Here is a 15,191-nt window from a genome sequence, read left to right as displayed (position 1 = left end):
GCGAGTGTGTGGGCTTCTTCGCTAATCATGCCGCGATCATAGGATCGCGGTGCATATGGCTCAATAAAGTTGCATATACGACAACAAAGCTAGGCGGTAGTTGCACCATCAGATCCATCATTGCCGTATATGGATTCTCTCCCTAACGTGGCCCGCACACCTGCCAAAGGGGACACGTGAAGGACATCGACCAGCTCAGCGAAGGCGCCACGGACGTCGCCGATCGCCGCCGCATCGCGCCGGCCTACGCGCCGAAGGCGGTGGATCACACCGTCCCCTGGGTGAACGACGAGGATGTCCGCATCACGTCGGTCGAGGCGATCATCACGGCTCCCGAGGGTGTGAACCTCGTGGTCGTCCGCGTGCGGACAAGTGTCGACGGACTCGAGGGGCTGGGCTGCGCAACGTTTCATCAGCGCGCCGATGCCGTGAAGTGCGCCGTCGACGAGTATCTGGCTCCGCGGCTCGTCGGGCGGTCCGCCCAGGAGATCACCGACATCTGGAACAGCAGCCAGGTCGACAGCTACTGGCGGGGCGGGCCGGTGCTGAACAGCGCGCTGGCCGGGGTGGACATGGCTCTGTGGGACATCATGGGCAAGACTGCCGGGCTGCCGGTGTGGCAGCTCCTCGGGGGAAGGGTGCGCCGCTCGGTGGCGACGTACGTGCATGCCTCCGGTCGTGATGTCGCGGAGCTCATCCACGAGGTCGAAGCATGTGCCGCGGCCGGGTATCAGCTCGTTCGCTGCCAGATCACCGTCCCTGGGACCTCGACGTACGGCGCAGCCCAACAGAGCGACTCGCACATCAGCTGGGATCCGGAGCAGTACGTCCGGTTCATCCCCGGTGTGTTCGAGGAGCTGACCGCACGCTTCGACGGCCGAGTGCGTTTCCTGCACGACATCCACGAGCGCGTCGATCCCGCGGACGCGATCAGACTCCTCCGTGCGCTCGAGCCGTTCGGACTGTTGTTCGCAGAGGATCCCGTCGCGCCTGAGGACCTTGACTGGATGCGCACGATCCGCAAGCAGACGATCACGCCGCTCGCGTTGGGTGAACTCCTGACCGACATGCGCAGCTTCAACGCGCTCGTGACGGAGCGGCTCGTCGATTTCATCCGATGCCACGTCTCAGCGCTCGGCGGCATCACCCCGGCCTGGCGCCTGGCGATGCTCGCGGAGATCCACGGCGTGCGCACCGCTTGGCACGGCCCCCGCGATGTCTCTCCGATCGGGCACATGGCGAACCTCGCCATGGACCTGGCATCGCCCGCGTTCGGCATCCACGAGCACTTCGAGTTCTCCGACCAGGCCAGATCCGTCTTCCCGGGAACGCCCGTGACCCGGAACGGCGTACTGGAGCCCTCCGGCGCCCCTGGTCTCGGCATCGGGTTCGATGAACGCGAAGCGGCGAGGCATCCCCCGGTGTCCCCGATGTCCAACTGGCACTACAGCCGGGTGCGTCGACCAGACGGCACAATCCAGCGGCCATAGTGCCCCTCAGAACCCCATGAAGAAGGGAATTGGCAATGAAGCGCAATGTTGCTCTCGTCGGTGCAATCGTCTTGACTGTCGCGCTCGCCGGCTGCGGAACCGGCGGCAAGTCAGGCAAGCCTTCCGAACCTTCGGCGGTGAGCACCGAACTCACGGACAAGCCGGTCAAGCTCAAGCTGTCCTATGCCAGCGTGCAGCCGATCACCCCGCTCACCGAGGGGTTCACGAAGCTCCACCCGAACATTACCTTCGACCTGATCGAGACACCCTTCGCCGACTACCAGACCAGCCTCAAGCTGGCGATGTCGTCGAACGACTCACCCGACATCGTGCAGTACAGCCCTGCGCCGATGCGCGCCATCGTCCCGGCAGGGCTCGTCCTCCCACTCGACGACTACGCCAAGGCGTACGGCTGGCGCGATCAGGTGTCGCCGTCGCTGCTGGGGATCCTCACGTCCAACAAGGACGCGACCCAGTACGGCATGGGCAGCCTGTACGCGTTGCCCGGTGCGGTGCAGATGGTCGGCGTCTTCTACAACAAGGCCGTCACCGAAGCTGCGGGGATCACCGATGAGCCGAAGACCCTTGCCGAGTTCGAGGACGACCTGGCGACGGTCAAGGCCAAAGGTGTGACTCCGCTCGCGGTGCCCGCCCTGGCCACGGGTGGGTTCCAGCTGTGGGGCGCGCTCTCCAACGTCATGGCCGACCCCAAGGTGTTCAGCTCCTGGGTCTACGGCGAGCCCGGCGCGACGCTCCTGAACGACCCCGGCTTCGAGAAGGCCGCAGCCACCGTCAAGAAGTGGGCCGGCTCCGGCTACATGGCCAAAGGGGTCAGCGCTGTCGCGGACCCGGACGCCATCACCGAGCTCACGAGCGGGCAGCGCGGCTACTTCCTCTCCGGCAACTGGAACGCGAAGGAGCTCTCCGAGAAGTTGGGCGACGACCTGGGCTTCTTCCCGCTCCCGGGTGAGACCGCCGGCCAGCCCGCTGTGGCGACCGGTTCCGGCTTCCCGTACTCGATCTCGGCGAAGTCCCAGAACAAGGACGTCGCTGCCGCCTTCCTGAACTACATCATCAGCGAGAAGGCTGCGCAGGGGGTGTACGACGGCGGATTCATCCCGATCCAGCCAATCGACGGCGACCCCGACAAGGTGAAGGGCGAATTCGTGGGCGCCTACAAGGCGGTGGTCGACGGCGGCGGTATCACTCCGTTCGCCAACTGGGCCACCAGCTCGATCATCGACCCGCTCACGGCCGGGATCCAAGGCGTGATCAGCGGCAACAAGACGCCGAGGGCCTTCATCGAGTCGCTGCAGGCCGACTGGGAAAGCAAGCGCTAATGGCTCTGCTCAGCCTCCAAGCGGAAGAGCGTACCGCCGAGCGGCGCCCAGCCAGCCGATCATTGTCGCCGCGTCGCCGCTTCGGCGCGCTCGCGTTCGTCGCACCAGCGCTGCTGATCTATCTGGCCTTCAGCATCTGGCCCGCGTTCAACACGCTGTACTACTCGATGCTCGACTGGGACGGCCTGAACGTCGCAGAATGGGTCGGGTTCGAGAACTACGCGAAGGTGTTCACCGAGCCGGAGCTGTTCAACTCGATCCTGCACAGCCTCGTCCTCGTGTTCTTCTTCGCCGTGCTGCCCATCGCGCTCGGCCTCCTGCTGGCAGGCCTGCTGATGGGATCGGGCACGCGCGGCATGTCCGCGTTCCGCGTGATCTACTTCCTCCCGCAGGTGGTCCCGCTCGTCGCGGTTGGCATCGCCTGGCGCTGGCTCTACGCGGAGAACGGCCCCCTGAACGAGTTCCTGGAGACGATCGGTCTGGGTGTTCTCGCAGCGCCCTGGTTGGCAGGCACGGACACCGCTCTGATCGCGCTCGGGCTCGTGGGCACCTGGGGCATGTCCGGTCTGTGCATGATGCTGTTCGTCAGCGGTGCGCAGAAGATCGACTCGTCGCTGTACGAGGCTGCGGCGATGGATGGAGCCGGCCCGATCCGCCGATTCGTCAGTGTCACCTTGCCGGGTCTCCGCGGCGAGATCTCGATCGCTGCGGTCATCACGACGATCGCCGCACTGTCCAGCTTCGACCTCGTCTACGTGACCACGAGTGGCGGCCCGGAGAGCGCGACGACCGTTCCCGGTCTGCTCGTCTACCGGCTCGCCTTCACCTACGAGCGGATCGGCCACGCGGCAGCACTCGCGATCGTCCTCACGGTGCTGATCTTGATCTTCGTCTCCGTGATCCGCCGGCTCACCAAGGAAAAGGCATGAAATCGTCACCAGCGGTGCTCCTCGCCCGCCACATCGTGCTCATCCTGTTCGCGGTCGCATTCCTGATCCCGTTCGTCGGTATCGTCCTGGCCGCGCTCCGTGGAGATTCGGAGACGGGCGGATTCCAGCTCCCGCACACCTGGACGCTGCAGAACTTCGCGATCGCCTGGGAGCAGGGGAGGTTCTCGGAGCTGATGCTCTCAAGCCTCATCGTAGGAGCGATCGTCGTACCCTCGACCCTCGTCTTGGCGACACTGGCGGGGTACGGCCTGGCCGTGCTTCGGCCCATGGGACACAGCGCGATCATGACAACCTTCGTCATCGGGCTGACGCTGCCGACGGAGCTCGTGATCATCTCCCTGTACTACAACCTCGATTCCGTCGGCTTCACGAACAACTACCTGGGCGTCGCCTTGGCTGAGGTCGCCCTGTTCCTGCCGTTCAGCGTCTACTGGATGCATACGCACTTCAGCGGGGTGCCGCGGGCGCTGATCGAGTCCGGGAGGATCGATGGTGCCAGCGACTGGCGGATTCTCCGGGAGCTCCTGCTGCCGATCTCCAAGCCGGCGTTGACGACGCTGGTCGTCCTGCTGTCCATCTGGGCGTGGAACCAGTTCCTGCTCGTTCTCGTTCTGATGCAGAGCCCGACCCGGCGGACCGCGGTGGCCGGCCTGGGGTACTTCGTCGGCGAGTACGGAACCGACATCCCCCTGCTGGCCGCGGCCTCGCTCATCGTGATCGCGCCAGTGGTCGTCGTCTACCTGCTCTTCCAGCGCAGCTTCGTCGCCGGAATCACGCAGGGCGCGATCAAGGGCTGACCCTCGCCAGGGCGAGTCTGCGAACCCGCGCACGTCATCGAGTGCGCCATGGCCCTACTCGTGCATGTCCGGACTCATTCCAGGTCGTCTGCGGAGAGCGCCGTCGATCGAGCGCTCATGAGCCGAGAAGACCTTCAGGGAGATCCCAGGAACCTACCGCGAAGCAGACAAGAGAGAAGGAAGAGATGAGAAGGCCGGTTTTACTCAAATACGGGCTCGTTCCCGTGCTGTTGGCCTCGATGTTGTTATCGTGCTTCGGCGGCAGCGCCGCGGCATCCGAACAGACGTCGCCAGGTCCGGTCGTCGAGCGACCCGAGACCGTGCGCGGATTCAACACCTACGGTGCGGCCATGACCGAGCAGAACGTCGATGAGCTGCGCAACGAATACGGCGCGAACGTCGTCAGACTGCAGATCCATCCGCAGACCTACGCGCAGCAGCACAACGTCCCGCTCTCCCAGGCGTGGGACGACATGCTGGACCTGACGGAGCAGGGACTGCAGGAGGCGGCGAGGCAAGGGCTCATGACGATCGTCGACCTCCACTCGGTTCCGATCCCCGGGTCCAAGAACGCGCCGGAGTTCTGGAACAACGACGCCACGCTGGATGTCCTGATCTCGTGCTGGGAGGAGATCGTCCAGCGGCTGGCGCCGTACCGCGACTACATCTGGGGCTACGACCTGCTGAACGAGCCGCACAACACGGCCGAGCTGCCGCTCGGAGCCTCGAAATGGCACGCGTGGGCCCAACAGCTGACGGACACGATTCGGACACTCGATCAGACGACCCCCATCATCTACGAGGCCAGTCCGGGGGCACTGCCCAGGGGCTTCATCGAGAACAAGTGGATCGACGCCGGTCCGGGATATCCCGTCAAGTACCAGGGCGACTTCCAGCTCCTGGACGACGACAACGTCATCTACAGCGTGCACTGGTACGAGCTCCACAGCTACACGCACCAAGGGATCGGCTACCACAACGGGGGTCCGGTCACCGAGGACTGGCCGGACAAGATGGTCTATCCGGGTACGAACAACGGCGTGTACTGGGACAAGAAGTCCTTGCGGGAGCTGATGCGCCCGGTCGTCGACTTCCAGAAGAAGTACAACGTACCGATCTATGTCGGCGAGTTCAGTGCCATCCGGTGGGCACCCGGCGCATCACAGTACATCCGTGATTCGATCGAGCTGTTCGAGAAACTCGGCTGGAGCTGGACGTATCACTCGTTCCGTGACTGGCACGGCTGGCAGGTCGACTACACGGAGACCATGACCAGCGACGCGAACAGTGCGTCCGCCATCGCCACGGAGCCGACTGATCGGGAACTGACCCTGAAGTCATACTTCAGCCGGAACCAGTTCGTGCAGCCGTTGAACAGCCCACGCCCTCCGGCGAACCTGATCAGGAACGGCGACTTCGCGAAGGACGCCGACAGTGACGGCTTGGCGGACAGTTGGATCAAGGGAGCCAACGCGCAAACCTCCATCATCGAAGCGGAGGGTCACGCCCAGCAGGTCGCGGTGACGGCGAGCTACCAGCGTGGGATCGACCAGGAGTGGATGACGGTCTCGGGAGAGAACCGCTACCGGTTACAGGCGAAGATCCGGGTTGACCAGGGGCAGGTGCGCTTCTGGCACTACGGGGTCACGAGCACCTACGGCTTCGCGGGAAGCGGCATCGTGTCCGATGTCGATCAGACGGACGGCGGGTTCGTCGTGAAGCAGCTGGACTTCGTCCCTGCTCCCGGAACCACCAAGATCAGCGTGCGATTCTGGTCCAACACGCCGGCTCAGTTCGCTGTCGCGGATGTCGAACTGATCGATCTCGGGCCGGAGGTCGTCGTCCTCCCGCCCACCACCTCGGTCACCGTGACGAACGCACGAGGCGGCAGGTCAACTCACTTGGAGTTCGACGCCGTTGCCGATGCAGGTAAGTCGATCGACCGGACGGAGTATCGGGTCGTGGGAGCGGCGGAGCAGTGGCAGACCGTCGCACCGGAGGGGGTGACGCTCACGAAGCCGGGCGTCTACCTCATCGGCTATCGCTCGATCGATTCGGCGGGAGTGAGGGAGGCAGGCAAAGGGGTCGTCGTGACGGTCCGTCGGCGCCCGCCGGGTTGACGACGCGACCTGCACGGGTGAGCTTGTGGACGGCGCCTGACGTTCGACCTGCCGAGGCCTTGGCGCAGCAGTGACACCCCTCGCGTCATCGTCGGAGTTCCATTTCTCTTCGTGCATCAGTAGCCAGGGTGATATCGGGCGTCGGACCGAAGGGGTCTGGCGCCCTGAACCCGACTTACGGAACGACCTCGCCCCCGAGATGAGATGCAGCTGTGGATGTGCTCGACCGTCGGACCAATTCGGGCGCGAGGAGTACCGTCCGGTTGCTCGTTGGATCTGCGGCATCGGCGAGAAGAAGCCTTGCGGCTTCAACCCCGAGCGCGTGGCGAGGCTGCCGCACGGTGGTGAGGGACGCGGCAACCTGGTCGGCGAGCGTGATGTCGTCGTACCCGACGATCGACAGCTGATCGGGCAAGCGGAGTCCTGCCCCGGTCGCGGCGCGTTGTACGTTCACCGCGATGAGGTCGTTCCCGCAGAACACGGCCGTCGGCCGCTCTTCTGCGGCGATCATCGCCATCGCGGCGCTCCGTCCGTCATCCTCGAAGCGCTCGCTCTCGAAGACGCGCAATCGGGCCTCGACGCCGCGCGACGCGATTTCCGCCTCGGCGCCGACGAGTCGATCTCGATAGGGTTTGAGCTGCAGCGGACCCGTCACATAGCCGATGTCGCGATGTCCGAGATCGAGCAGGTGACGCATCGCGATGCTCCCGCCGGCGACGTCGTCGCAGGCCGCTGTGGAGATGTCGCGAAGTGCGGAGTCCCGCTCGATCAACACAATCGACGTCCCCCGGTCGCGCAGCGCGCGGATCCGTTCGTGCGACGGATCGAGCACAGGGGCGAGGATTACCCCGCGAAACCGCATCTGCTCGAGCACATCCAAGTAAGCGCTCTCCTGCACCGGATTGTTGTCGGCATTGCAGAGCATGACGAGCAGCCCGTGCCTGGAGAGCTCTTCCTGGATGCCACGGGCGACGTCGGTGAAGTAGGGGTTGGCGGTGTCGTGGACGACCAGGCCAACAGTCCGACTGTGACCGGCGCGCAGCAGGCGGGCGGACTCGTTGCGAACGTAGCCGAGCTCCTCGATGGTGCGCAGCACCCGTTCGCGGATCTCCGGGGCGACCGACTTCCGCCCTTGGAGCACGTTCGAGACCGTGCTCTTGGACACGCCGGCGCGCGCGGCGACATCTATCAGGCTCGGCTTCACCGACCACCTTCCGTGAGTTCGACGATTCCCCGGCTCCATCCGAGGGCCTCCGCCGGGACGGGCCGGCGGCCAGGGCGGAACGCGTGGGGGATCCAGTGCGCATCAGGGACGGTCGTCGCGGCGAGCACGATCTCGGCTCGCGACCTCGTCGACGGCGGCCGCTTGATGGCGACGACGAGGTCGTGCGCCCCTTGGCCGATGCCGACGTCGGTGAACTGGCCGACGGGCGCCATGTGCGGGGCGGGGAAGGCGTACTGCGTGCCTTGGCCGCCGAACAGGTACTCGCCATCGAGCCAGACCCTGAAGTGCTCGCTAGAGTGCACCATCAGGCGGATGGTGTCGGCGTCGCCGGCATCGAGCGTGAGCCGGACCAGCAGGATCCGGTCCTCGAACGCGCTGCGCTCCCACGAGAACCAGGTGCCCGGAAGGCTGCACTCCACGAACTCGACGGCGGAGAGGTCGGGGACCGTGCCGGCCGGTGGCAGCTCCGTCTGATCGCGGATGTCCCAACGACCGCTGAGCGTGTTCATCCATCCGATCCGCACCGGGATGCTGAACGCCGCGGGATCGAACTCGCTCTCCGCGGTCGAGGGCACCTCGGACGGGAGCCGGTCGCGCAGCGCCAGCACGAGATCGGTGAAGCCCTCGATCGTCGGTGGCGCATCGAGGTCGTAGATGTCGTCGTTGAGGACGAGGTCGTGACCGATCGGCTCGACCCACCTCGCGTCGATCGAGCCGGGGTCGAGGATCCCGAGCAGCGCCCCGAGTGATGCGGTGGAGCTGTCGGTGTCCTCACCGCAGTTGTTGCAGATGAGGATCCGCTCCGAGAAGTCGCGGCCGGCCAGCCAGCCGAGGATGACGAATCCGGTGTTCGGTCGGACATCGGTGAAGTCGGAGCGTCCGTACTTCGCCATGATCCTGCTGCGTACCTCAGTCCAATGGATGGCCTCGGCAACCCAGGCTCGGGTGTCCTGAACGACGTCGCGAATACCGCTGCCGAAGGGAACACCCTCCAACGCGACGTCCAGCAGTCGGTCGCAATCGCTCTCGACGAACGCGTACGACTGGAGCCGCGCCAAGAACTGCGCTGCGACGATGCCGTCTCCCGCGTGGTCGAAACAGGCGTCCTCGTAGGCGTACGCTGCGGCTCGGTCCGGATCGCCCGCAGCCAGGCAAGCCCAGAGCTCGCTTCGGATGGCGGCACCCTCACCGCAGGTGAACCAGTTGTCAAACGAGCCCGTGTGCGGCGGACGGATGCCTTCCGCGAAGTTCCTCAGCGCGACTCCGTACTCGTTCCAGGGGAAGCCGACGTGCTTCCTCCAGGCCTTGGCAAGGAGGTGTCGGTCGACCCGCGGCTCATCCATGCCTGACAGGACCGCCGCGAACACCACTTGGAGGTCGAGATCGTCGTTGGGGACCATCTCCGTCGGCACCGGGGTGTAGAAATCGGCCTCGAGCGGGCCTTCTAGCCCTTCGAACGTCTGACCGAGGGTGCCCCCTACCGCCTTGCCGACCCAGCATCCCAGGACTTGGTCTCGAAGTGTGTAAGTCATCGTCACCCTTTACTCGTGGAACCTTCCACCGTGGAACCTTCCACAGCATACGCCGACTTGGACATGTTGCGCGATCGGTACGAGGCAGGATTGCTCGACGCGAGCATTGAACGGCGTGTCAGTTCAGGGCCGGCGACCGCCTCAGCGGCGGCATTCGGCGAGTCGCACGCGTACCGTGGCGCCTCTTAATCCGCAGGTTCTGAGGACTCGAACCCCAGGCACCCGCCTGCTTTGACCAGCACGCTGTCATGCGGTCACAAGTCGGTCTCCGCACGAACGGAGGCGATCTCGCGCACCTTGCCCGCGCTCACCAACGTGCGGGACGAGTAAGGCCGACCCATCGTCTTCACTCCGCCGTCGGAGACGCCCCGACGCTGTACAAGGCGTCCCACCACACGAGCGCCAAGGGTCGTAACCAAGTCAGTGAGCTCGTCCATGAGCACGGCGTATTGCTTCTGCTTGGCGGAGAAGTACCCGACGAGGAGGACATCCGTGCCGGCCAAAGCTACAGATGAGGGACGCCACTGCCCTCTCAACGGCCGAGTCTTCCGCGGAGGACGATGACCCCGCCGCAGGCGTCGATGTGGCTTCACGGTCGACACGGTACCGATCTGATGGGCGACGTTCACGCCTGTCACGCCGGCATCCCTATGGATCGAGGGACACCAACCAAGTGTCTAATCCCACCTGATGCTTGATGGCTGGCCTAGGGATCGTGTATCGATTCCTCATTGTCCGTGACCGTAAGCCCAAGAGGGAGCCGCTACGTCCGCTCATGCCGAGATGGGTGCGATGTGGCCGCCCTATAGATAGGGCGGCCACATCGAGGAGGAGGAGAGTTCACGGCTGGGTGGTGAGTCCCTCCAACATCGAACGGACCGGCGTGGCTGTGCGCTGGAGGAGATTCTCGAGCTCCGGTCCGGTGGTGGAGAACTCCCCACGGCGTGCTGCGTGGAACATGCCGAGCAGCATGTTCACCTGATCCGCGGGTACACCGTGGCCGATCATTGTGGCCGTCCACGCCGCGTCGTCGGCGACGACGCGGCGGATGGTGCGTCCGGTGAGTTCGGTGACGATGCCGGCGATGTCCGCGAGGTCGAGCGCGTCCAGTGCGGTCAGTGGCGGGGTCGGACCATCGAACCGGCCCTCGTCGGCGAGGATGATCGCTGCCGCTTCGGCGAGGTCGGCGTGCGTGGTCCAGGATACGGGCCCGTCGGCCGGCGCGACGAGTTCGCCGGTTTCGAGTGCCTGGCCGAGTAGGTGCCGGATGGTGCTGGCGTAGAACCCGTTCCGCAGTGCCGTGAACGGCGTGCCCGTCTTCGACAGGTAGCGCTCGGTGGCGGCGTGGTCGGGCATCGGCGCGAAGACCGAATCCTCGGCGGCGCCCTGGTGGCTGGTGTAGAGGATGCGCTTGGCGCCGGCATCGCGAGCGGCGTCGATCGCCGCGACGTGCTGGGCAACCGCTGCCTCGCCTGTCTGGTCAGTCGAGACGATGAGCACCTGCGTTGCGCCCTCGAACGCATTGGCGAGGGAGTTGGGGTCGGTGAAGTCGCCGTGTCGCACGCGTACCCCGCGTGCGGCCAGGTCGCCGGCGAGGTCGGTGTCGCGGACGCTCACGCCGACTCGGTCCGCCGAGACCCGGTCGAGCAGCCGATCAACGATCTGGGAGCCGAGCCGGCCGGTACCGCCGGTAATGATGATCATGATCTACCTTCTCCCGCTAACATTGGAATTATAAAGATGCTACCAGCGTTAGCAACATAGATAGCAAGAATGCGTTATCATTGGAAACATGGCAGAGGCTAGACCGGATAGCGCCGGCAGGCACAAGACGCGAGCCAACATCGTGGAGTGCGCGGCACAGCTCCTGCGCGAGCAGGGCGCAAGCGCGGTCACCACCCGTGCGGTCGCACAGGCGGCCGGCATGCAGGCGCCGACCATCTATCGGTTCTTCGAGGACAAGGACGCGCTGCTCGATGCCGTTGCCGAACACGTCTTCGCCACCTACATCGCCGGGAAGACATTCGTCGAGGACAGCGGCGACCCGGTTGCAAATCTTCGGGCGGGGTGGGACACGCATATTGGCTTCGGTCTCGCCAACGCAGCACTGTTCGGTCTCCTCACCGACCCCAGCCGCGGGCCTCGCTCACCGGCGGCGGCCGCCGGCCTGGAAGTTCTGCGCGCCCGGGTGCACCGCGTTGCGGCAATCGGCCGGCTTCGGGTCCCAGAAAGGCGCGCCGTCGAACTCATCCACGCCGCCGGCACCGGCGCCGTGCTCACCTTGCTCTCCACTCCGCCGGAACACCGGGACCTCGACCTTGCCGACGCGATGTACGAGGCGGTGATGCGATCGATCCTCACCGACGTGCCGACGCTTCCCGCGGACAGCGCGACCGCAGCCGCCGTCGCATTCCGGGCCGTCGCACCGAAGCTGACAATGCTCACCGACGCCGAGCGCGCCCTGCTGTCGGAGTGGCTGGATCGAGCCGGCGACAGCCCTACCACCCCCGGTGCCTCAGCTGGCCCCGACTGAGACCGCGATCAGGTGCCGTCCAAGATTGACCGCATCCGCGAGCGGATTGTTCCGTCCTGGCGGTTTTGTCGCCCGTCACCGCGGCAGCATCGACGGCGTGTTGGGTTGAGCGGGTGCGCGTCCGAGCGTCGTATCTACGCCCAGCCCCATGTCGCCACCAGCCCCGGTGGCGCTGGTTCGCTGGTGCTCGCCGGCAACGATGAGGGCCATTTCGCTCAATATCCAACCCGGCGCACGCTTCTGCCGCGGTCAAGACCGCCAGGCACAGGGCCATCGCCGCGGCGAACGCGCCGCCGCTCACCAGTGCCGATTCGGCGAGTCCCGCTCCAGTTTGGCTTTTCAGTATGCCCGCGACCAGGGCGATCAGCAGGGAGAAGAGGCCGGCGACCGCCAGCCACAGGGCCCGGGCGGCACTCGGGCCGGCGGGAGGTTGCGTGTCCATGCGGAGTTTCCTTCCTTAGAGATGCGTTCATGCCTGGTCGAGGGTGAGCGCCCCGCTCATGAGGCCCCTGGTCAGCAGGGCGCGGGCGTCCGTGGCGGCCGTGACCAGCCGCCGGTGGAGCGAGATCTGCAGGTCGAGGTCGTGGAGCAGGGTGGCGACGCGCCGCTGTAGGGGCATCGGGGGCAGCACCACCGGCAGTTCCCCGAACGAGCGGGTGCTGATGGAGCGCGCTCCCGCCGAGGCCGAGCGGTCGTACACCCAGTCGAGTACGTACGGCTGTTACAGGAAGCCGAGCAGGTAGAGCGGATCGAAGGCCTCCGGCCGGTGCGCACGCAGGCGGAACAGGTTGTGGTGCGGCAGCCAGCCACGGTGCTCGTCGCGCACCAGCGCGGGAGGGGCCAGCGCGCCGGACCGGACGCAGACGATATCGCCGGGTTCGAGTAGGTAGCGCTCGTACGACGCGGCGAATTCGACCGAGACCTTCTCCTGGCCTGAGCCGGTGATGTGGCCCTCCCGCAGGTGTCTGGGCCGCACCATGGGGATGGCGCCGTCCGGCGAGCGTCGCTCTTCGCGCAGGCGCGAGTATGAGGGACCCGCCTGGATCTCACACACCTTTGCCAGTGTCGTGCTGGTCCAGCCGTCTGGGAGTGAGGAGGACAAGCCCCCGGTCCCCCGGGCGAGCGCCGCCGCGTGCGCACCGACCATCCGGCCCGCCTCGAAGGCGAAGATCCTGAAGATTAGCGGCCGTCACACCTATGAGGGCAGCGAATACGACACCTGGACTTGGTGGTTACGCCGCATCCAGTAATTCGGGCCCGCTTGCCACGTTCGGGTGTTCGGCGTGCTCGGGGCCGCTGATCTCGCAGCGGTCGGGGCCGCCGGACCCCTGACATGGATGAACCCGGTACGCCTGCGCCTACCGTCACGATGACGGATTCGCCGACCGGCCGATCTCCGTAGTTTCAGTTGGGGGCACGGTGCCCCCGAAGGAGGCGGAGATGAAGATTCTGGTCGGCGCGGTGTTGGCGTTGAGCGTGATGGCGAGCCCGGCGCAGGCAAAGGACGGTTGCGCGCAGGCGCGAGAGGAGGTGTCGAGCATCAAGGGCTGGGTGTCGCCCAACGCCTGCTCGTTCATCAACAGGCAGATCAGTTTCGGCAAGGTGACCACGGAGAACCGGGTGCAGGCCTACGTGGACATGTGGGACGCCAACGCGACGCTCTGGGAGCCGCGGAAGGCCGGCCTGCCCCTGACGCAGGGGCTAGACACGATCAGGGCGTCGATCGCGGGGACGCTGGCCCTGGTGCCCGACTTCCGGTTCCGCGGCACGCGCATCGCCGCGAACGGCCCGGCGGTGATGTTCGAGGCGGTCAACGAGGCCACGGTGAAGGGTCACAAGATCACCTACCCGGCGGTGTACCGGGTCCTGCTGACCGATGACGGCAAGGTGCTCCAGGGCCGCCGGTACTACGACCGTCACCAGATGTTCTCCCCGCTCGAGCCGAGCCTGCCCAACCTGTTCGGCGGCGTCACCGACAGCGACCTGCCCGAGGAGGGCGGGCAGCCGGTCATGGGTCCCGACGAGCTGGCCGCCCGGGCCGCGGCGTGGAACAACGAGGACGTCGCGGCCCTGACGGCGCCCCTCAGCGGCGCTCCGCTGTCGGCCCCCGGGCTGGGCGAGCGCAAACTGCGGACGGCCAAGGGCAAGCAGAACTATCTGACGACCTTCTTCGACCAGGTCAGCGACGTGAAGCTGCAGCCAGGCCAGGCCGTTCGGGTGAATGGCGCGACGTACGTGGAGTGGCACGGCACGGTCCTGCCGAAGGGGCAGAGCGCGCCGATGAGCTTCGGCATCGTGGAGCGGATCGCTGACAAGGGCGGCGTCTCGACGCAGTGGCAGCTCTCCTTCGACCAGCTGCCGCTGATCGCCGACCAGGACAAGATCGACCGGCTGTACGGCCTGCTCAGGTGAGCGCGGCCGGCTCCGCCCGCGAGGTGATCCCCAGCTCGGGGAAAGCCTTGCACAGGTGGTAGCCGACGGTTCTGGGACTGAGGTACGGCTGGGCCGCGATGTCCCGCCGGTCGCGGCCGGCCGTAGGGGGAGCACGCTGAGCGGGTCATCCGCCTGGCGCGGGGCGGCGGGCACGTCGCCGGGGAGCCGCAGTTCGGCGCGCCCGCTCGGCCCACAGCCGCGTGCCGAGGCGGTCGAAGATGTCCAGCGCGGCTCGCAGCCGCCGGCGTGACTCCGCAAACCTCAAAGAGATCTTGATTGGGAAGATGGGCATCATGCCCTCGCATCAGGAGCGACTCCGCACCCGTTTGCGCACCGCCCCGCTTCAACCTCCACCCACGCCTTGGCAGCCGCTGGCCCCGATAGCGGTGGGCGGCCTGTCCTGTGTCGGATTCGGCAGAGCTCACAGTGGACAGGGTGATCTTTTGCTTGTCGTCTCAAGTAATGGCAGAGGGCTGTTCGACTGCTCCACAGGTGCCCGGATCGCTCGTGACCCGGACCCCGACGCCGGGTGGCCCGACACCGACGAACTCGTGCACGAGGGGATCGGCCCGCTGTCCGGCATCACCGTGCCCGTGGCGGGACTGTGGGGAGGCGGTCTGCACACCACCGCGCCCGGTAGCTGGGCGGTTGATGTCGTGGCCCCAGACTGGCCCGTCGAGAGCGTGATGCTGTCCTTCAACAGCAGCCCCTATCAAGGCGAAGCCGGCTCGTCCTGGTGGCACGTACATCGGGAGGAATCCTGCGAGCTGC

13 protein-coding genes are annotated in these 15,191 nt (G+C 66.1%); 8 read left to right on the top strand and 5 right to left on the bottom strand.

The genetic code is table 11. The features are described 5' to 3' along the window. The first annotated feature begins 176 nt into the window (after positions 1-176). From ABZ260_RS13280 to ABZ260_RS13260, 5 genes are all read left to right on the top strand, one after another. Positions 177-1,490, top strand: a complete 1,314-nt coding sequence (locus ABZ260_RS13280; protein WP_355616408.1) for an enolase C-terminal domain-like protein — start codon at positions 177-179, stop codon at positions 1,488-1,490. Between the two features lie 137 nt (positions 1,491-1,627). Continuing rightward, the gene (locus tag ABZ260_RS13275; protein ID WP_355616406.1) at positions 1,628-2,830 is read left to right on the top strand and encodes an extracellular solute-binding protein; all 1,203 of its coding nucleotides are present in this window, start codon (positions 1,628-1,630) and stop codon (positions 2,828-2,830) included. Positions 2,831-2,892: 62 nt separating this feature from the next. Then, positions 2,893-3,759 (top strand): sugar ABC transporter permease, encoded by an 867-nt coding sequence (locus tag ABZ260_RS13270; protein WP_355616404.1) that lies wholly within the window; start codon positions 2,893-2,895, stop codon positions 3,757-3,759. Further along, on the top strand, positions 3,756-4,577 hold the full coding sequence (locus tag ABZ260_RS13265) for a carbohydrate ABC transporter permease (protein WP_355616402.1): 822 nt from the start codon (positions 3,756-3,758) through the stop codon (positions 4,575-4,577). The genes ABZ260_RS13270 and ABZ260_RS13265 overlap by 4 nt, the downstream gene beginning before the upstream one ends. A gap of 185 nt (positions 4,578-4,762) precedes the next feature. Continuing rightward, entirely contained in the window at positions 4,763-6,697 is a 1,935-nt protein-coding gene (locus tag ABZ260_RS13260) for a cellulase family glycosylhydrolase (RefSeq protein ID WP_355616400.1), read from the top strand. A 175-nt stretch (positions 6,698-6,872) separates the two neighbouring features. Here the strand turns inward: ABZ260_RS13260 and ABZ260_RS13255 are convergent, their stop codons facing one another. The 3 genes from ABZ260_RS13255 to ABZ260_RS13245 all read right to left on the bottom strand — a co-directional run bounded on the left by ABZ260_RS13255 (position 6,873) and on the right by ABZ260_RS13245 (position 11,158). After that, complete coding sequence (locus tag ABZ260_RS13255) at positions 6,873-7,901, bottom strand: LacI family DNA-binding transcriptional regulator (protein ID WP_355616398.1); 1,029 nt, start codon at positions 7,899-7,901, stop codon at positions 6,873-6,875. Next, entirely contained in the window at positions 7,898-9,454 is a 1,557-nt protein-coding gene (locus tag ABZ260_RS13250; protein WP_355616396.1) for an ADP-ribosylglycohydrolase family protein, read from the bottom strand. The genes ABZ260_RS13255 and ABZ260_RS13250 overlap by 4 nt, the downstream gene beginning before the upstream one ends. Positions 9,455-10,294: 840 nt before the next feature. Beyond that, on the bottom strand, positions 10,295-11,158 hold the full coding sequence (locus tag ABZ260_RS13245; protein ID WP_355616394.1) for an NmrA family NAD(P)-binding protein: 864 nt from the start codon (positions 11,156-11,158) through the stop codon (positions 10,295-10,297). An 88-nt stretch (positions 11,159-11,246) separates the two neighbouring features. Between ABZ260_RS13245 and ABZ260_RS13240 the strand changes: the two genes are divergently transcribed. Then, positions 11,247-11,987: a TetR/AcrR family transcriptional regulator gene (locus tag ABZ260_RS13240; protein WP_355616392.1), complete on the top strand. Its 741-nt coding sequence runs from the start codon at positions 11,247-11,249 to the stop codon at positions 11,985-11,987. Positions 11,988-12,456: 469 nt separating this feature from the next. Here the strand turns inward: ABZ260_RS13240 and ABZ260_RS13235 are convergent, their stop codons facing one another. Then, positions 12,457-12,687, bottom strand: a complete 231-nt coding sequence (locus ABZ260_RS13235; RefSeq protein WP_355616390.1) for a hypothetical protein — start codon at positions 12,685-12,687, stop codon at positions 12,457-12,459. A gap of 21 nt (positions 12,688-12,708) precedes the next feature. Continuing rightward, positions 12,709-13,041 carry a restriction endonuclease subunit S gene (locus tag ABZ260_RS13230; protein WP_355616388.1) on the bottom strand — a complete coding sequence of 111 codons (333 nt, stop codon included), beginning with the start codon at positions 13,039-13,041 and terminating at the stop codon, positions 12,709-12,711. 386 nt (positions 13,042-13,427) lie between these two features. Here ABZ260_RS13230 and ABZ260_RS13225 point away from each other — a divergent pair, with 386 nt between their 5' ends. Both ABZ260_RS13225 and ABZ260_RS13220 read left to right on the top strand, forming a co-directional pair. After that, entirely contained in the window at positions 13,428-14,399 is a 972-nt protein-coding gene (locus ABZ260_RS13225) for a nuclear transport factor 2 family protein (RefSeq protein WP_355616386.1), read from the top strand. Between the two features lie 464 nt (positions 14,400-14,863). Continuing rightward, on the top strand, positions 14,864-15,191 hold a 328-nt coding region (locus ABZ260_RS13220; protein ID WP_355616384.1), incomplete at its 3' end, for a hypothetical protein.

The organism is Streptosporangium sp. NPDC006013 (genome assembly GCF_040614275.1).
Taxonomy (GTDB): Bacteria; Actinomycetota; Actinomycetes; order Streptosporangiales; family Streptosporangiaceae; genus Streptosporangium.
This window is presented reverse-complemented; position numbering and strand designations above follow the sequence as displayed.